Origin of the sequence: Nocardioides bigeumensis (assembly GCF_039531755.1) — a bacterium.
Lineage (GTDB): Bacteria > Actinomycetota > Actinomycetes > Propionibacteriales > Nocardioidaceae > Nocardioides > Nocardioides bigeumensis.
This window is the reverse complement of sequence record NZ_BAAAQQ010000011.1, coordinates 314,140-332,587: the sequence shown is the minus strand read 5'-3', so window position 1 is coordinate 332,587 and position 18,448 is coordinate 314,140. Positions and strand designations below refer to the sequence as shown.

Sequence of the window (18,448 nt, the reverse complement as noted above, 5' to 3'; positions counted from 1 at the left end):
CACGACCGAAGGGACCGACCATGACCGTCTTCGCACCGTCGCACGAGCTGTCCGACCTCGACCCCACCAAGCGGGTGCGCTACTCGCTGGGCATGATCGTCGGCGACGACGAACTGCGCCAGGACCAGCGCTACCTGATGGCCCGCGACGACCGCCACCAGCGGGCCCTGCACGGCTGGGGCGTCGTGTCGGGGCTGGAGCTGGTGCTCGCGGACGACGGCCACCTCGAGGTGCACCCGGGCGCGGCGATCGACGGGACCGGGCGCTGGATCGGCATCGACGTCACCCAGTGCGCCGACCTGTTGCCGTGGCTGACCAGTCGCGTCGACGACCTGCCGCCGCGTCCGGAGACGGTCACCGTCTGGGTGCTGCTCTGCTACGACGAGTGCGCGGCCGACCCGATCCCGGTGCCGAGCGGCCCCTGCCGCACCCTGGACGCGTCGGTGCAGCCGTCTCGGGTGAAGGACTCGTTCCGGCTCGAGCTGACCCTCGAGGAGCCGCCCGTCCGCGGCGACCTCGCGGAGTTCCCCGAGGCCGCCGTGATGGCCGCGCTGCTGGAGGAGGACGCGACGCTCGAGGACAAGCGGGCGGCGCTGTCGGAGTTCGTGACCTCGCGCGGCGACCCCGACGGCTTCGCCAACCGCTGGCTCGACCCGCTCGACCCTGACTGCGTCGTGCTCGGCCGGATCGAGGTGCCGCTCGTCGACGACGGCGGCGCCCTGGCCTTCGGAGACGACCTCGACGAGGACTCGCTGTCCTTCGCCGACCGGCCGCTCGTGCTGTCGACGCAGTTCATCCAGGAGTGGCTGCTGCGGGTCGAGGGCGGCGGGACCGTCGTCGTCCAACCGGATCCGACGCCGGTGCCCTTCCCGCTCGACGACCTCACCGACGTCAACGCGCCCAGCGCCCGCGCCGGGAACGTGATCGTCGGGACGGTTGCCGACGCCGATGTCGGCACCAACGTGGGCACGGACGCGCCGCCGCCCAACCCGCGGTGGGAGGAGCGGCGCCTCGACCTCAACCTCCTGGCGGACGTGCAGATCCCGGCCAGCTTCGGCTCCAGCCCGGCCGACACGGGCCTGGTGCTGAAGTACGACGGCGCGGTCTGGCGCCCCCAGGTCGACATCGTGGGAACCACGGGCCCGGCGCCCGAGCGCGAGCCGCACGTGAAGTCGCGCCCGGCGGCGTACGCCATCGTCGCGGGCGGCGTCGTGGAGCTCGACTTCAACGAGGACGGCTTCCTGGAGGACCTCAGGCAGCGGACGATGTACGGCGCGCTCAAGGTCGCGATGATCGAACGGCAGCCGATCGGGGCGTTGCTGTCGCTGCACTTCCCGGGGTACGTCGAGGCGCTCGCCGCGTTCCGGCACCTGGAGGGCAGGCAGTTCGTCGTGAAGCTCACGCCCGAGGCCGACGGCGCACTGATCCGCACCCAGGTCGTGCGGCTGACCGAGGAGAGCATCGTCGTCTTCGTCGGCCGGCCCCGGGACCGGACCAACGACCAGTTCCGCGAGCTGGTCATCGCGGGACTCGGCCGCGACGACCTGAACCACTCCGCCCTGCACGTCGAGATCTCGGTCTTCGACGACCGCGACAACGGTGGCCTCTCGCTGCGGGCCGTCCCCGAGCTGCTGCAGGACGTGTGATGGCCACCGCACTCGACCAGATCGAGACCGCCGGCGGCATCGCGGTCCCGAACTTCTTCAACGGCCGGATCCTCAGCGCCGAGGACCTGCGGATGGTGATGGCGGCGGACCGTCGGCACCGGACCCTGGTCGGCCGCGCCCTCGGACCCGGAATCGCCGACGGCCTGCGGGTCTCGCGCGCGTCGGGGAGCTCGGTCACGGTCACGGCCGGGGTCGCCGTCAACCGGCACGGAGAGGTGCTCGATCTGCCGACCGACCTGGAGGTGCGGGTCGCCGGGACCGGCGCGATCGGGACCAGCGCCGGACCGGCCGGCACCGCCTTCAGCGACTGCGGCGGCTCCAGCCCGGCGTCGTCGACGTCGAACGCATTCCTCCTGACGGTGCGGCCCGACAGCATCGAGACCGGCAGTGCGCCCGCGGACCCCTACCTCACCGGCGCGTCCTGCGGGCCGGGGTTCCTCGCCGAGGGCGTCCGCTTCCGCCGGGTGCCGTTCGACCCGGCGTTCCTGGCCGGTGTCCTCGCCGACACGCAGACCCCCGGGCTGGGCAGCGCGTCGCCGCGCTCGCGCAACGTGGTGAGCCACCTCTTCCTCGGCTCCGGGCCCTGGACCGCCTTCTCCGACGTGGCGACCGCGGGTGACGTCGACCCCGACCTCGAGCTCGCGCACCAGCTGCTGGCGCTCCAGAAGTGCGAGGTGCCGCTGGCGGTGTTCTATCTCCAGGGCGGCTCCGTGGCCGAGCTGGACGAGTGGGCGGTCCGGCGGCCGTGCCGGGCGGCGACCGGTGACGCCGGTGGGTTGGCGTCGTTCACGTCCCCCTTGCGCGCCGCGGCCGGCACGGCGGCGTACCTGCAGTTCCAGGCGCAGCTCGCCGAGCTGCTCTCGAGCACCGGGCCATCGGGCGGGCCGCGGCTGGCCACGCACTTCCGCTACCTGCCGGCGGCAGGCATCCTGCCGGCGGCCTGCATCGGCTCGCCGGGGACGATCACCGACTTCCTGGGCGGCACGCCGATGCCGTTCTTCACCGGCGTCTCCGCCAGCGCGTGGAACAAGGCCGAGCGGCCCGTGCGCAGCGCGCGCGTCGAGGGGATCCTCCGCGCTGGCGCCGAGCAGCCGCCGATCGACCTGGTCACCACCCGCGGCCTGCCGCTGACGGTGGTCGCCGTGCAGGACTCGTTGGTCAGGAGCGAGCCGTACGCCGTCTTCGTGTCGGCCCACCACCCCTACCGCGAGCGCATCGACCTCGACCTGCTGATGGACCGGTTGGCCGCCGTCGAGCCGGTGGTGGACGAGGAGCCCTTCGTCACCGTGGCGATGCAGACCGACGAGCTCTGGCCCACCGAGAGCGGCTACCGGCTGCTGGTCACCTATCGCGTCACGACCAACGTCAACGAGCGCTTCCTGCTGGAGCCGCGAGCCCGGAAGAGGTCCTCGGTCCCGTACGCCGTGAGCGCGCGGATGGTGGACGAGGACGGCGCCACGACGCGCGACCTGCAGGTGGGGCCGAACATCCTGACCGTCGAGTACCGCCTGACGATCGGCGGCGTGCACGTCTTCGACGAGCGGCGCGCCGACCACGAGGAGGGTGACGTCACGCGTTCCATCGCGGGCGAGGAGGAGGGCGAGTCGATCGTCGTGGACAAGCAACCCAGCGGCGTGATCATCCGCGAGCTGGAGTCGGGGGCGGCGCGGCTGCCGCAGTTCACCTTCGGGCTCGAGGTCTCGCTGCTGAGCGACTCGACCGTCACCGCCAAGGCTGCCTTCCTCTACGCGCTCCCATGATCCCCTCGATCTGGCCCTCGATCCGGCCCTCGATCTGGGCCGCCGACCGCGTGGACCGGCTCGTGCTCCTGGAGTGGCAGGAGGACGAGCCGGCACCGGTGCTCGACGCCCTGATGCCGCAGGGGCTGCCGCCGTCCGCCGTCCTGGTGGTGCGACGGGTTGCGGTCGTGGCGGCGCCTGCGTCGGTGCCCTCGGCGGTGGCGGCCGAGGTCGCCGATGCCTCGCGACTAGCGGCCCGCCCGGTGGCCGGCGCGGTCGACGCGGGAGCGGACGCGGTGCTGTTCGCCGACGAGGCCGAGCTGCTGGCGTGCTACCTGGTGGCGATCCGGGCGCACCGGCTGGGCGACTGGATCTGGTCGCAGCTCGCGAGCATGCTGCCGCCGCCGGTGGTCGACGCTGTCGTGGCCGATCCCGTCGTGCCGCTCGCGGGCGTCGTGGTGGCCCTCGACGAGTGGAGCTGCGCCGACGCCGTGCTCGGTGACCTGTCGCCGGGCGGCCGGCTGGTCCTGCTCGACGCCCTGGCGGTGCAGCACGACCTGTGGGTGCGGCCGGTCGGTCCGCCTGCTCCGGCTTCCATGCCTTCCCTGGACGAGTCGGTGGCGCCGACCGGGGTCGCGAGTGCCGGGCCGCCGGCGGCGTACGACGTGGGGCGGCGCGGCAGCACGATTCCCGCGGCCCGAGTGGTGACGGGGGCCGGGTTCGTCCCGTCGTTGGTGTCGCTCGTCGAGCTGCTGCTCGGACGAACCGAGAGGCGGTCCCTCGCCGCGATGCCCTCGTCACCCGCGCCCGGGTCGCACCAGGACGTCCGCGACGACAAGTCGGCCGGAGGTCCGGACGACCCCGAGCCGCGCGCCGACGTGCTGAGCGCCCGCCCGCCGACAGCCGAGCGCGGCCGCCTCCGCGAGGACCATCGAGCCGAGGGCGTCCGGTCCGGCCCGCAACCGGACCGCCGGGAGGTCGCGCCGGTCGACGACCCAGCTGGGCCGGACCCAGGCGTCGCCGTCGAGGGCGTCGCCACCGGGCTGGCCGGGGTGTTCTACCTCGTCAACGTCTACACCCGCCTCGACCTGCGCGCCTCCGGTCTCGTCGACGCCGCGCCCTGGGACGTCGTGGACGGCCTGGCTCGCGCCGTCGTCGAGGGCGAGCAGCACGACGACGACACCGTCTGGCCGGCGCTCCAGGCGTTGGCGGGCCGGTCGCCGGGAGAACCGCCCGCGCCCGAAGTCCTCGTCCGGTGCGCGACGGCGATGTCACCCGTGCTGGACGACCTCGCGCTCGAGCCCGGAGAGCCGACGCTGGCCGAGCTGGTCGCGGTGCCAGGACGGCTCGTCGTCGACCGCACCCACGTCGAGGTGTTCGTCGCGCTCGACGCGGTCGACCTCGCGGTACGCCGCCGCGCGCTCGACGCCGACCCGGGCTGGATCCCCTCCCTGGGCCGGGTGGTCAGGTTCCACTTCGTCGAGCCGGCCGCTCCGTGAAGGCCGTCTTCCCCGCGACGACCGCGGGCCACACCACGGCGCTGGCGCTCGGGGCGGTGAGCGCGCTCCTCGAGCTCGCCGACCGCACCCTGCCCGACGGGGTGGCCGGGCTGGTCGACCGGCAGCCGTTCGTGGCGTCGTACGCCGGCGAGCTGGCCCGCCACGTCCCGGACGGCCTCTCCTGGGCCGACTGCGTCGGCTGGTGGGAGCGGCAGGTGGCCGCGGTGGAGACCAAGGCACCCGGCCTCCCGCTGACCCGGGTCCCTGCGCTGGGCGCGGTGCGGGACCGGCTCGCGCTGGCGATGGTCGCGCTGCTCGACGAGGACGACCGCTGGCTCCAGGTCGTGCGCGAGCTCCAGGGCACGACCGACGTCGCCGGCGTGCCCGTCGCCGTCGTGGTCGCGGCTCTCGAGCGGCCGGGCGAGGCGGAGGTCGCGCGGCTGCTCGAGCGGCTCACCCGCGAGCACCTCGTCGAGCCGGTCGCCGGCACGGGTCAGGCCAGGAAGGTCGCCGCCGACCTGTGGTCCGCCGTCCGCGATGACGAGGCGTGGAGGGCACTGGTGAAGCGGGCGTCCCCTCCAGGTCCCAGCGCGGTGGCCCACTGGGGCGACGAGCGGAGCGAGCACCTGCGCCGCCACGTCGACCTGTTGACGCAGGGGCGGCTCGACACGCTGGTCGCCCGTCAGGTCCCGGGCGCGGACGGCGCAGCCGCCCTGGCCGCGCTGTCGGACCGGCCGCTGCTGTGGGCGACTCGTGCCCAGCTGCTCGAGGGACCGGCCCTCGCCCTCGCGGCGGGTCTGGACGCGGTCCCCGCGGTCAGGTTAGAGCCGGCTCCCGGCGAGCTCGCCGACGTGCCCCGCCCGGCCTGGTACGACGGACCGCTCGTCGTGCTCACCGGCACCGCGGGCGGGGTCGGTGCCGAGGACGCGCGCCGGGCCACGGTGACCATCGGGCGCTCCGACCTCGCCGAGCGGCGGCGTCTGTGGAGCACCCTGCTGCCCCGCGCCGGCAAGCGGCGGGTGGAGACGCTGGCGGGCGCGTTCGTGGTGCCCGACGGCTACGTCCGGCGGCTCGCTCGCGACGCCACGGTGGTCGCGCAGGTCGACGGGCGACGGGTCCCCGAGGTGGAAGACGTCCGCGCCGCCAGCCGCCGGCTGTGTGACCACGTGCTGGAGACCAAGGCCACGCGCATCGACAACCAGGAGCTCACCTGGGACGACGTCGTGACCAGCCCCACCGTGCGCGCGGACCTCGAGATGCTCGAGCACCGCTGCCTGCTGCGCGAGGAGCTCGCCGTGGGCGACCGGGGCGTCGGCGGCGCCGGCGTCCGCGCCCTGCTCACCGGGCCCAGCGGCTGCGGCAAGACGCTGGCGGCGCGCACCTTGGCCGCGGTCCTGCAGCGCAACCTCTACCAGGTCGACCTGGCTGCCGTCTTCGACAAGTACGTCGGCGTCACCGAGAAGATCCTGGACCGGCTGCTGTCGGACGCCGAGCAGCTGGACGCGGTGCTCCTGCTCGACGAGGGCGACACCTTCCTCGGGTCGCGCACCGACGTGCGCTCGGCCAACGACCGCTACGCGAACCTCGAGACCAACTTCCTGCTGCAGCGGCTCGAGACCTACGCCGGGATCATCGTGATCACCACCAACGCACCGGATCGCATCGACTCGGCGTTCAGCCGGCGGATGGACGCGACGATCGTCTTCGGCAAGCCCCGGGCCGCCGCCCGGCGCCGGATCTGGGCGCTGCACCTGCCTGATGGGCACGACGTCTCGGCCGACGAGCTGGACGCGCTCGCCGACCGCTACCGACTCACGGGTGGGCAGATCCGCAACGCCGCCTTGTATGCCCGCCTGGTCAGCGCCCGCGAGCGACGCCCGCTCGACGCGGACGCCGTCCGGGCGGCCGTGGCCGCCGAGCACCGCAAGGCCGGCGCCATGCGGGCCCAGCGGGCGCCGGGCTCGCCCGGGCGGCCGCAGCCGCCGTCGGTCGACGGCTACGTCGGACTCGCCGCCGCCGGCGCGCCGCGACGGGTGCATCGGGGGCGGGCGTGACCTCCAGCGGCCGGGCTCGGCACAGGACTTCCGCGGAGTCGTCCGGCTCGACGTCGTACGACGGCGGGCACCGGTCGGGAGGGTCGCGCCGCGGCGTCGGACCGGTGCCGCCGCGGCTCCAGCTCAAGGAGGCCACCGTCGGCAAGGCCGGGGACTCCTTCGAGCAGGAGGCCGACAGGGCCGCGGAGCAGATCGTGCAGGGCAAGGCCGCGCCTCCGGTCTCCGCCGTCGACCAGCACGCGCTGCAACGTCAGGAGACCGCCACGTCGATCTCGCCGGAGGAGATCGAGCAGGGCGGCGGGGTCGTGCAGCGGCTCTTCGACGAGGAGCAGGCCGAGGAGCCCGTGCAGACGAAGTCCGGTGGCGGTCACCCGCCGCGCACGGTGGACGTGCCCAGTCCCGGGGCCGGCAGTCCGCTGGCGCCCGCCACCCGCGGCGCGCTCGAGTCCGGGCTGGGGGCGGACCTGGGCGGCGTGCGCGTCCACGACGACGCCGCCGCCCGCGAGACCGCCGACCGGATGGGCGCGAAGGCGTTCACGCAGGGCCAGGACATCTCGCTCGGCACGGGTCAGTCGGCCGACGACGTGGGCCTGCTCGCGCACGAGGCGGCGCACGTGGTCCAGCAGTCGGGCGGGTCGGGATCGGTGGCCCAGCGCCAGCCCGCGACACCGCCGCCGACGGGTGGCGCACCCGCCGCAGCGCCTCCCGCAGGAGGGACCCCGACGCTGACCCAGAAGACCCTGGATGACGGCTCGGAGATCGACTCCGGCGCCAAGAAGGTGACCCTGGCCGTGATCGGGCTGCCCACCAGCAAGAAGCCGAAGACAGAGGCGCAGAAGGTCTCCGACGTCCCTGTCGGCCGACCGCGCGGGAAGACCAAGCAGAAGAAGAACTGGAACGACGAGGTGAAGGGGGCCACCGAGCTGACCGATGCCGTGACGGCGCTGCTCGGCAACCCCGACGTGGTGAGCACCAAGGACGACGCCGGGCAGTTCTACCTCGTCAACGACAAGTCACCCCAGAACCCGATCATCGTCACGGCGGAGACCCTGCCCGAGCTCGCCGTGAAGCCGCTGTGGGACGCCAAGGGCGAGCCGACGCGCTTCCAGATCGACCACATCGTGGAGTACCAGCTCGGTGGCAGCGATGAGGATCCCAAGAACCTCTGGCTGCTCGAGGAGCAGGCCAACATGAGCTCCGGCTCTCAGATCGAGAAGCAGCTCTCCGACAAGTTCGAGAAGGTCTTCGCCAAAGCCACCAAGGAGGGAGTCGCCAACGTCCCCGCCGACAAGGAGGCCGCGCGCGCAGCGTCCTGGACGTTCTCGGTCAAGTCCTTCGACGGGGAACCCATCAAGCTCAACGGGCGCGAGGACAGCAGCTGGGACATCGAGACCGCCAAGAAGGGCGGACCGCTCAAGGTGCTGCGCGCGATGACCGGCGCCGAGATGAAGAAGGCCGGTGGCACGGCCGAACGGATCGCGCTCTTCCTCGGACCTCGTGGCGGGGCACGGGCCGAGGTCGAGTGGGGCGCCAAGGCGCCGGGCGGCGTACGCCCTGCGCCCAACGACAACTGGTGGTTCTACCTGAACTCCAGGACCGCCTCGAAGGCGCACAACAACTACCGGGTGACCGAGGTGCAGTTCGACCCCGACAACGGCGGCAAGGTCGTCGGCGAGCTGTTCAGGGAGGACAAGAAGGGCGGGACAGGACTCCACCCGGTCAAGCAGGACATCGACATCAAGCGGCAGCAGAAGCTCGAGTGGGCGGGGTTCCTGGACAAGGAGCGGTTCATCAACGAGGCCCGCACCAAGATCTCCTTCGAGGGCATGAGTCCCATCGAGCTCGACGACACCGACCTCACCGCCGAGAAGGGCATGGTCGCTCGCGGTCGCTTGCTGCCGACGATCCCGCTGATCGACAAGGCCGAGATCGACGTCGTCATCGACGGCGACGACGTGTATCTCTCGAAGGTCTTCAGCTCCGACGACTTCACCTTCCCCGGCCCGATCAAGGTGGGGGAGTGCAGCCTCGAGCTGAGGTTCGGGCTCAAGGGCTTCCAGATCCTCGGTGCCGCCGCCTTCGAGATCGAGGGTCTCGGCCACGGACGGGTGTACGCCGCCGCCGGGGCCGACACCTCGGAGGTGTCGTTCGCCCTGGGCGGCGAGTTCGACTTCCTCTCCGATCTCTTCGAGCCAGCCCGGGTGGAGGTCTGGTACAAGGACGCCGAGCTCGGCGGCAAGGGCGTCCTCGGGATCAAGGAAGGCAAGATCAAGGGCCTGAAGTCGGCGCAGGTCACCGTCGACTGGGGCAAGGACGGCATCAAGGCCAACGGCACCTTCGCCACCACGATCCCGGGCGTCGAGTCCGGCACGCTCGCCTTCGCCTACAAGGAGGACGGCACCGTCGAGCTCGGCGGCACGCTCAACCTCGGCTCCAAGGTCCCGGGCATCTCCAGCGGCAGCATCGAGGCGCAGCTGGTGCGCGACCCCGAGGGCGGCTGGAAGGTCTTCGGCAAGCTCCAGGCGACGCCGAGCATCCCCGGCGTCGCCAGCCAGGTCACCGGCACCTACGACAACGGCGCGATCCAGGTCGAGACGACCGTCGCCTACGCGCGCGGCATTGCCGCGGGCCAGTTCACGATCGGGCTGACCAACCGGCCCCTCGACCCGGCGGGCAAGCCGGCGGGGGAGCCCGGCGCCGACCTGGCGGCGTACGGCGGCGGCCAGGTAGCGCTGACCCTCGCCCCCTGGCTGAAGGCGACCGCGGGCCTGCGACTCCTGCCCAGCGGCGAGATCGAGGTCAGCGGGGAGATCGGGCTGCCGTCGGCGCTGGAGATCTTCCCGCGCAAGAGCCTCGACAAGGAGCTCTTCAAGGTCGGGATCGACATCCCGATCATCGGGATCTCGGTGGCCGGCGCCAACATCGGCATCTTCGCGACCATCGCCGGCGGCGCCTCGTTGATGGCCTACTTCGGCCCCGCCGAGCTCAAGGACCTCAGCCTCGGCATCACCTGGAACCCAGACCACGAGGAGCAGACGACGGTCAAGGGCCACGCCGGCCTGCACCTGCCCGCCGGCGCCGGCATCCGGCTCGCCATCTCCGCCGCGCTCGGCGCCGGCATCCCCGTGGTCGAGGCCCGGCTGGGCCTGGAGATCGGCGGCACGCTCGGCATCGAGGCGGCCGTCGGCGCCGGCGTCGACATCGACTGGACGCCCACCAAGGGCCTGGTCCTGGACGCGGTCGCGTCGGCGTACGCCGAGCCGGTCTTCAAGTTCGACGTCACCGGCTTCGCGCGGGTCGACCTCGACCTGTGGCTCAAGACGATCAACCTGTGGGAGAAGAAGTGGCAGCTCGCCGCGTTCGAGTACGGCTCCGGCCTGCGCCTCGGCCTCTCCCTGCCGGTCCACTACGAGGAGGGCAAGCCGTTCGAGCCCTCGCTGTCCGACGTCACCTTCGAGGTGCCGAGCATCGACCCGAAGGCCCTGCTGTCGGGCCTGGTCGACCGCGTCACCTGAGCTGACCGACCAAGGAGGAACCATGCCCGAGACCCGTCCCGCCGCGGCCGGTCCGCACGCCATCGCGGCGCGCCACCGGCTCCCCGACCTCGCCGCCGTCGGCGCTGGCGACGAGGAGTCGCCCCGCGTCCGGCGGTTGCGCCGGGCCGCCTGGCTGCACCTCGACGGTGACCTGGTCGCCGCCGAGGCCGAGTACGACGCGCTGCTGGGTGAGACCCCCGGAGATCCGTCGGTGCTGAACAACCTCGGTCTGCTGCGGGTGCAGCGCGGGGACGCGGCCGGTGCGTTGGCGGCGTACGACGCGATCGGGCCCGTCACCGACCTGTCGCCGACAGCGCTGCTCAACAAGGCGAACGCGCACCTGGCGCTGGCCGCGCCGGCCCTCGCGCTGCCGCTCCTCCAGCGCGCGGTGACCCTCGATCCCGCCTCGCCGGCCTGGGTCGCGCTCGGGCAGGCGCACCTGCTGGCGGGCGACCTCGCTGCGGCCGAGGCGGCGTACCGGCAGGCCTACGAGCGGCTGCCCGCCCGGGTCGACGTGCTCAGGTCCCTGGCCTCGTGCCTGGCGGCGCGCGGCGACCTCGACTCCGCCGCCGCGCTGCTGACCGAGGCGGTGCGCGTCGACGAGCGGGACGTCTCGTCGTGGCGCCAGCTCGGCGCGGTCCTGCTCTCCCTGCGGGACCTGGGCTCCGCCGCGCGCTGCACCCGCTCGGCCCTCGAGCTCGATCCCGACGACGTGGCGACCCGGCGGCAGCTGGCTGTGGTGCTGGTGGCGCTCGACCGCCCGGCCGAGGCCGCTGCGGAGCTCGACCGGGCGCTGGCGTCCTCCCGGGACGCCGACCTGCTGGTCGACCGGGCGGTGCTGCACCTGGCCGCAGGTGAGCTCGAGGCCGCAGTCGGCCTGCTGGAGGAGGGGCTCGCCGCCGACCCGGCAGGCCGGGTGCGGCTCCACCTCGCGTACGCATTGCTCGCGTCGGGCCGGCCGGTCGACGCGCGCCCGCACCTCGACGCGGTGGCGGACCTGGGCGGTCCGCTCGGCGCCCGGGCTCTCGACGCGCTGTCCCGGCTCGGCGCCGACACCGGGCGGTGAGTCACACAGGGTCTTCTTCGCGGAGACGGCGCACGGCTCACCGCTGGGCGCGCTGGAGGAGCAGGTCGAGCCGCCGGCGCAGGTCGTCGATGTCGCCGTAGGGCACGAACGCCTGCTCGTGGTCGCGCGCGGCGTTGATCACCCGCTGCATCGGGTTCATCGACTCGGGCAGGCGGGCGTCGCCCACCTCCAGCACCCGACGGCCGCCGGGCCCGAACGCGGCGAGGTGCAGAGCGGTGCCGGCGCTCCCCGCGAGCATCCCCGCGCCGGCGACCAGCCGCACCTGGTCGCGGACCGACAGGTCCTGGGGATGGACCACCTCGAAGCCCCGCTCGGTGAAGGCCGCGTCCAAGCCGGCGTTCCACTCGGCCGAGGTGCGGGCCTCGCGGATCGGGTTGCCACCCTCGGCCTCGAACTTGCTGCGCGAGAGGAAGAGCCGCTCAGTGCCGGTGGCAGGGCCCCCGGCGGCGGTGACGACACGGTCCCAGACCAGCGCCGCCTCGGGGTGGGCCCAGCCGTTGAGCACCACCGGCCGGCTGGGGACGGTGAGCTGCTCGACGACCATCGGCGTGTGCTGGACGAGCCGGATCGGCAGCCCGCCGTAGCCCGCGAGCTCGAGGAGGTCGGGCTGCCAGGAATCAGGAGGCGGCGTCTCGCGGTAGTAGGCGTGGAAGACCAGCCCGTCGCAGTCGGCCGGCGGCTCCGGCCACAGGGTCGTGATCGTCTCGGTGAAGAAGTGCCCGAAGTGCCGGAACCAGTGGCCGCCGTACATCCAGTGACCGGCCAACCGCTCCGGCTCCACGGTGAGGGGCCCGAGCCGGTTGGCGTCCGCGGCGACCCGCTGCGCGCCGCCGAGCCCACCCAGGCGCTGCGACCGGCGGACCAGCCGCCCGTCGGCGTCGTAGACCGCCCCGGTGAAGAAGCCGGTCGGTCGGCGCACCGCGCCGAGCGGTCCACGGGTCACCGTCGTGAGGGTGGCCGTGGGTACCTGCTTGCAGGCGACCGACCCGCGCGGCGACTCGGGGAACTCCGCCCGGTGCCAGCCGCTCTCGTCCACGGCGCGAGCCTAAACGGCCCCGGGAGTGGTATCACGGAGGCCTGGTCAGTGCTCTTGGTCTCGACCGGGCTCGACCAGCGATGAGGGAGGTGGTCGGCGTGCCGACCGAGCACTACGTGGCCTGGTGGAACCTGGAGAACCTCTTCGACGAGGAGGACGCGCCGCCCACGCGGCGTACCGAGAAGGTCTGGCGGACCATCAAGAACGACATCGCCGGCTGGACGCCGGCCCTGCGCGACCGCAAGGTCTCCCAGCTCGCCTCGGTGATCGCGCAGATGAACTCCGGCAACGGGCCCGACCTCCTCGGTGTGTGCGAGGTGGAGAACAGGTTCGTCGTCGACCTCCTCGTCGCCGCCGTGCAGACCCTGCTCCCCGGCCGTGCGTACGGCGTCGCGCACGCCGAGACCGACGACGCACGCGGGATCGACGTCGCGTTCATCTACGACACCTCCCGCCTCGAGGTGCCGCCCGACGAGACCTTCTTCCACGTCGTGATGCGCCGCAACGCCACCCGCGAGATCGTGCAGGTCAACTTCAAGACGTTGCCCGCCGGCCGCACGTGGAGCGTCTTCGGCAACCACTGGCCCTCGCGCAGCGGCGGACAGTTCGAGTCGCAGGGCTACCGGCAGATCGCGGGGGAGACCCTGGGCTACTTCCACCAGCGTGCCCTCGAGGTGCACGGCCCGGGGACGCCGGTGCTCGCGATGGGCGACTTCAACGACGAGCCGTTCGACTCGTCCCTGGTCATCCACGCGTTGAGCGTCCGGCAGCGCGCGCGGGTGCTCAACGCGCAGACCCCGCTGCTGTGGAACCTCGCCTGGCGGTACGCCGGAGGGCGCGACGCCCCCGGCGGCCAGCCGGACGGCACGTTCTACTTCGACAACCAGCCCAACGTCCTCGACCAGTTCCTGGTGAACAAGAACATGGCCGCGGACCCCGCGCCGATCCGCGTGCTGTCCGAGACGGCGTCGATCCTGCGGTTCCCCGGCACCTCGTCAGGCGGCGACTACCCCCGCCCGGTGCCGTTCGGCGGGATGGGGAAGCCGATCGACCAGGACGGGTTCTCCGACCACTTCCCGATCGCCGTGCGCGTGGTCGAGGACGACTGACCCGTCGGGTCAGGCGTTGACGAGCTCCACCCAAGCGCCCTCGTAGGCGATCTCCTGCTGGCTGTCGAGCTGCATGAAGCCGAACACGTCGGCCAGCATGTCGTCGTCGGGGAAGATCAGCGGGTTGTCGACCAGCGACGGGTCGATCTTCTCCATCTCCTCGCGCGCGCCCTTCACCGGACAGATGTAGTTCACCCACGCGGCCAGCCGGGCGGCGACCTCGGGGTCGTAGAAGTAGTTGACCCAGTCCTCGGCGTTCGCCTTGTGGGTGGCCCCGTTGGGCACCAGCATGTTGTCGCTCCAGAGGGCGAGACCCTCCTCGGGGACGACGAACTTGATGTCGGGGTTGTCGAACTGCGCCTGGATGACGTCGCCCGACCATGCCTCGCAGGCGACGATGTCGCCGTTCTTCAGGCCCTTGACGTAGTCGTTGCCGGTGAAGCCGCGCAGCTGCCCCGAGAGCACCGTCTTCTCCAGGCGATCGAAGGCGTTGGCCCAGTCACCGGAGGAGAAGTCCTCCGGGTCGGCCCCCTCGAGGCGCAGCATGAAGCCCATCGTGTCGCGCATCTCGGTGAGCAGGGTGACGCGGCCCTTGAGGTCCGGGCGGGTCAGGAGCTCGGTGAAGCTGCGCACCTCGCCGACCTTCGAGGCGTTGTAGGCGATGCCGGTCAGGCCCGACTGCCAGGGTGCGTGGAAGGCGAGGTCGGGGTCCCAGGCGACGCCCTTGAGGGGCTTGATGAGGTTGGCGTGCAGGTTGGGCACCCGCGTCGCGTCCAGCGGCTGGATCCAGCCCTGCCAGGTCATCTTCGCGGCCATCCAGTCTGTGAGCATCATCAGGTCGCGGTCGATGGCCCGGCACGACTGCAGCCGCTCGTGCACGGCGTCGTAGAACTCGATGTTGTCGTTGACGTCGTCGGAGTAGTCGACGGTGATGTCCGTGCGCTGCTCGAACTCCTGCAGCGTCGAGGTCTTCTTCCGCGGCGGGTCGATGTACGACGGCCAGTTGCTGATGACCAGCCGGCGCTCGGAGGCGGAGACGTCGGGCGCTCCGCAGCCGGTGGGCACAGGGTCGAAGGCCACTGGGGCGTCCTGCAGGAACGGCAGGTCGCGCCGCCGCGCCGCCAGCGCTGCCGCGGCACCGACCCCCGTCAGGCCGCCCAGCAGCAGCCCGCGACGACTCACGGAGGTTCGTCGGCGGCTGCGATGCTGCGCAGGCAGCATCTTGCTCGCGTGATCGGGGGGTAGCAGGTCCACCTTGCCAGGATGGCGATCTCACCCCGATGGGTGCAGTGAAACTAGAGGAAATAGCCCTTGTGGGTCAGGTGGGACTGTCCACGTGGGTCATCCGCACGCTTCCACGGGGCTTCCAGAAGACCTCAAGAAGCCTTCAAGAAGTCTTCAAGAAGCGCAGCACGGCGGCGACCCGCCGGTGCGCGGTGTCGTCGTCGGGGGAGAGCCCGAGCTTGGCGAAGATCCGTTGCGTGTGCTTCTCGACGCCGGCCTGGGTGACCGACATCGACTCCGCGATGGCGGCGTTGGAGAGCCCCGTGGCCATCAGCGAGAGCACCTCGCGCTCCCGCTCGGTCAGGTCGGCGATCGGGTCGCGGTTGCGGCCCATCAGCTGCCGCACCACGAGCGGGTCGAGGGCGGTCCCACCGGCCGCGACCGCGTCGACAGCCCCCAGGAAGGTGTCGAGGTCGGAGACCCGGTCCTTGAGCAGGTAGCCCACGCCGCCGTCGCCGGTGGCGAGCAGCTCGTCGGCGTACGACACCTCGACGTACTGCGAGAGCACCATCAGCCGCGCCTGCGGCCACGATCGGCGTACGTCGACGGCCGCCCGCAGCCCCTCGTCGGTGTGGCTCGGCGGCATCCGCACGTCGACGACCCCGAGCCCGGGCCGATGCTCGAGCATCGCCTTCACGAAGTCCGGCCCGTCGCCCACCGCAGCGACCACGTCGTGGCCGGCCTCGGCGAGCAGCAGCTGGAGTCCCTCGCGCAGGAGCAGGGAGTCGTCCGCGACCACGACCTTCATGCCGACCTCATCCGTGACCCCGGGCCCCCGGGACGGGGACGAACGCGCTGACCACCGTCGGCCCGCCGACCGGGGACACCACCTCGAGGAGGCCGTCGACCGCGGTGACGCGCTGCTGGAGGCCGGCCAGCCCGCTGCCCTTGGCGGGGTGTGCGCCGCCCAGGCCGTCGTCCTCGACGCGGATCGAGACCCCGTCGCCGGTGTCGACCACGGACACGTGAGCCGAACGGGCGCCGGAGTGCTTGGCGATGTTGGTGACGGCCTCGGCCACGACGAAGTAGACAGCCGTCTCGACGTGCGGCGGCAGCGCCTCGCCCACCTCGACGTGCGCGGTCACCGGCACGACGCTGTGGTTGAGCATCTCGGCGAGCGCGGCGGACAGGCCGCGGTCGACGAGCAGCGGAGGCGCGATGCCCCGGGAGAGAGCGCGCAGCTCGGCCACCGTCTCGCGGGCCTGCGCCAGCGCACCGTCGATGGTCTCCGACGCCCGCTGCGGGTCAACGGCCAGCTGCTTCTGCGCCCGGCCGAGGTCCATGGTCAGCCGAACCAATCGCTGTTGCGGGCCGTCGTGGATGTCCCGCTCCAGCCGGCGCATCGACGAGGCTTCGGCGCGTCGGGCGGCCTCACGGCCGCCCTCGGCGCGGGACACCTCTTCCTGGAGCTCGGCCCGGCTGCTGAGCAACGCGACGGCGAGGCTCGAGTGGAGCACCGCGGCGAAGCGCACCACCCACGGCAGGGTCACGGCGAGGGCCAGCCCGACGGTGAGGTTGAGCAGGCTCTCGGCGACCCGGCCGTCGCCGAGGCCGATCAGCTCGGCGAGACCGGTGTCGTCGGGGTTGTCGGGGATGAACGTCTGCCAGAACCAGTAGGTCGTGCCGCCCAGCGCCCCTGCCCACCAGACCACTGCCAGCACGAACGCCACCAACCCCGTGGCGAAACCGGCGATCGACCAGACCACGTCGAGCCACGACTGCGGGTCGCGGAGCGGGGTCAGCATCCGGCGTACGAAGCCGTCGTCCGACCGTGCGCACTGGTAGCGGGGGGTGGCGGCCTCGCGACCGAGCATCGTGCGGACCCGGTGACGCTCGAGCCGGGCGAAGCCGCGGGCGACCATGACGCACAAGGTGAGCAGCAGGACGCCGCCCACGAGGATCGACAGCCCGACGCCGGTCGAGAAGAGCACCACCGCGAGGACGAACGCCGACAGCGAGATCGGGAACGCCGACAGCGCGTAGCCCGAGTCGAGCAGCACCCGCATCAGGGCGTTCGGTGCCACCTGCTCGGACCTCGTTGCGGCCTGGCGGGTGGGCGACATGTGCAGGGTCTCCGTCATGAGGACGACGCTAGGGATCGTCCGGGGTCGAGCACGATCCTGCCAGCCCGACGATCGAGGTCGGGCCAGCCCGACTGGGGAGCGTACGCTGGCAGCACACCTCTCCCCCCGGAGGAACCATGACGATCTCTCGGGCACATCTCGAGCACGCGCGCCTCGAGGCGCTGGACGACACGGCCGTGCTGGCCCGACCGGTCGAGGAACGGCTCGACCACGTCGTCCGGTTGGCGAAGAAGATCTTCGGCGTGCCGCTCGTGGCCGTGAACATGGTCGACCAGGACCGCACGGTCGCGCTCGCCAACGTCGGCTTCCCGGGCACCGAGATGCCACGTGGTGACAGCTTCTGCACGCACACCGTCCTCGCGGGCGAGAGGGTCGAGGTGCCGGACCTGAGTCTCGACCCGCGCTTCGTGGACAACCCGTACGTCGCCGGGCCGGCCCGCGTGCGCTTCTACGCGGGCGAGCCGATCGCCGCACCGAACGGCGAACCCATCGGCACGCTCTGCATCCTCGACTTCGAGCCGCGGCGGCTGGACGACGAGCAGGTGCGCATGCTGCGGATCCTCGCCGACTGGGTGGAGAGGGACATCGCGGCCGACGAGGACGACGCCCGGGCGCGGGAGGTGCAGCGGCGGCTGCTGCCGAGGCACCAGCTGGACATCCCGGGGTACCACCTGACCGGCCGGTCCGTCCCGGCTCGGCGTGTGGGGGGCGACTTCTTCGACTGGCAGGAGCTGGACGACGGCACCGTGCAAGTCGTGACGGCCGACGTCATGGGCAAGGGACTCGCTGCGGCGGTGCTCGCGGCGGGTCTGCGGTCCCTCATCCGCGGCGCTTCGCGAGTGCGAGGTCTCGACCGCGCGATCACCCGTGCTGCCGCGAGCGTGGAGGAGGACCTGGAGGACGCGGCCAGCTTCGTGACGCTGTTCGCGGTCCGGCTCGATCCCGTCAGCGGCGACCTCCGCTGGGTCGACGGGGGGCACGGCCTTGCCGTGATCGTCCGGACCGACGGGTCGGTGGACCGGCTGGCCTCCACGGACCTGCCCCTCGGCGTCGTACCCGGCGACACCTGGCAGTCGCACACCGCGCGCCTGAGCCCGGGCGACGCGCTCGTGGTGGTGAGCGACGGCGTGCTCGACCGCTTCCCCGTCGAGACCGAGGCGTTGGGGAACGGGTCGAGCCCGTTCGGACCGGTCACCCACGCGCAGGCGCTGGTGGACGCAGCGGCACTGCTGCCCGCGGACGAGCCGCTTGAGGACGACCTCACGATCGTGGTGCTTCGGCGCAGGCGCCCACGGGTCTCCTAGGGAGATCCAGGCGAAGCCTGGCCTCGCGCGCACGCCGTAGCGTGGCGGT

The 18,448-nt window shown here is 72.4% G+C and carries 12 protein-coding genes; 8 read left to right on the top strand and 4 right to left on the bottom strand.

The window, feature by feature from the left end:
* The first annotated feature begins 20 nt into the window (after positions 1-20).
* From ABD295_RS10685 to ABD295_RS10660, 6 genes are read left to right on the top strand one after another with little or no spacing between them, the layout of a single operon-like run.
* Positions 21-1,646 carry a hypothetical protein gene (locus tag ABD295_RS10685; protein WP_344303696.1) on the top strand — a complete coding sequence of 542 codons (1,626 nt, stop codon included), beginning with the start codon at positions 21-23 and terminating at the stop codon, positions 1,644-1,646.
* The gene (locus tag ABD295_RS10680; RefSeq protein ID WP_344303695.1) at positions 1,646-3,427 is read left to right on the top strand and encodes a hypothetical protein; all 1,782 of its coding nucleotides are present in this window, start codon (positions 1,646-1,648) and stop codon (positions 3,425-3,427) included. Before ABD295_RS10685 ends, ABD295_RS10680 begins: the two co-directional genes overlap by 1 nt.
* Positions 3,424-4,905, top strand: a complete 1,482-nt coding sequence (locus ABD295_RS10675; protein ID WP_344303694.1) for a hypothetical protein — start codon at positions 3,424-3,426, stop codon at positions 4,903-4,905. Before ABD295_RS10680 ends, ABD295_RS10675 begins: the two co-directional genes overlap by 4 nt.
* Complete coding sequence (locus tag ABD295_RS10670) at positions 4,902-6,959, top strand: ATP-binding protein (RefSeq protein ID WP_344303693.1); 2,058 nt, start codon at positions 4,902-4,904, stop codon at positions 6,957-6,959. The genes ABD295_RS10675 and ABD295_RS10670 overlap by 4 nt, the downstream gene beginning before the upstream one ends.
* Positions 6,956-10,474, top strand: a complete 3,519-nt coding sequence (locus tag ABD295_RS10665) for an eCIS core domain-containing protein (RefSeq protein WP_344303692.1) — start codon at positions 6,956-6,958, stop codon at positions 10,472-10,474. Before ABD295_RS10670 ends, ABD295_RS10665 begins: the two co-directional genes overlap by 4 nt.
* 22 nt (positions 10,475-10,496) lie before the next feature.
* The gene (locus ABD295_RS10660) at positions 10,497-11,561 is read left to right on the top strand and encodes a tetratricopeptide repeat protein (RefSeq protein ID WP_344303691.1); all 1,065 of its coding nucleotides are present in this window, start codon (positions 10,497-10,499) and stop codon (positions 11,559-11,561) included.
* Positions 11,562-11,598: 37 nt separating this feature from the next.
* Here the strand turns inward: ABD295_RS10660 and ABD295_RS10655 are convergent, their stop codons facing one another.
* Positions 11,599-12,618, bottom strand: coding sequence for a glycosyltransferase family 61 protein (locus tag ABD295_RS10655; RefSeq protein WP_344303690.1), 1,020 nt, complete (start codon positions 12,616-12,618; stop codon positions 11,599-11,601).
* A gap of 98 nt (positions 12,619-12,716) precedes the next feature.
* Here ABD295_RS10655 and ABD295_RS10650 point away from each other — a divergent pair, with 98 nt between their 5' ends.
* Positions 12,717-13,727, top strand: a complete 1,011-nt coding sequence (locus ABD295_RS10650) for an endonuclease/exonuclease/phosphatase family protein (RefSeq protein ID WP_344303688.1) — start codon at positions 12,717-12,719, stop codon at positions 13,725-13,727.
* A 9-nt stretch (positions 13,728-13,736) separates the two neighbouring features.
* Here the strand turns inward: ABD295_RS10650 and ABD295_RS10645 are convergent, their stop codons facing one another.
* From ABD295_RS10645 to ABD295_RS10635, 3 genes are all read right to left on the bottom strand, one after another.
* The gene (locus ABD295_RS10645; RefSeq protein WP_344303687.1) at positions 13,737-14,909 is read right to left on the bottom strand and encodes a polyamine ABC transporter substrate-binding protein; all 1,173 of its coding nucleotides are present in this window, start codon (positions 14,907-14,909) and stop codon (positions 13,737-13,739) included.
* A 205-nt stretch (positions 14,910-15,114) separates the two neighbouring features.
* The gene (locus ABD295_RS10640) at positions 15,115-15,759 is read right to left on the bottom strand and encodes a LuxR C-terminal-related transcriptional regulator (RefSeq protein ID WP_344303686.1); all 645 of its coding nucleotides are present in this window, start codon (positions 15,757-15,759) and stop codon (positions 15,115-15,117) included.
* A 7-nt stretch (positions 15,760-15,766) separates the two neighbouring features.
* On the bottom strand, positions 15,767-17,092 hold the full coding sequence (locus tag ABD295_RS10635) for a sensor histidine kinase (protein WP_344303685.1): 1,326 nt from the start codon (positions 17,090-17,092) through the stop codon (positions 15,767-15,769).
* Between the two features lie 119 nt (positions 17,093-17,211).
* Between ABD295_RS10635 and ABD295_RS10630 the strand changes: the two genes are divergently transcribed.
* Entirely contained in the window at positions 17,212-18,399 is a 1,188-nt protein-coding gene (locus ABD295_RS10630) for a PP2C family protein-serine/threonine phosphatase (RefSeq protein ID WP_344303684.1), read from the top strand.
* The last annotated feature ends 49 nt before the right edge of the window (positions 18,400-18,448 follow it).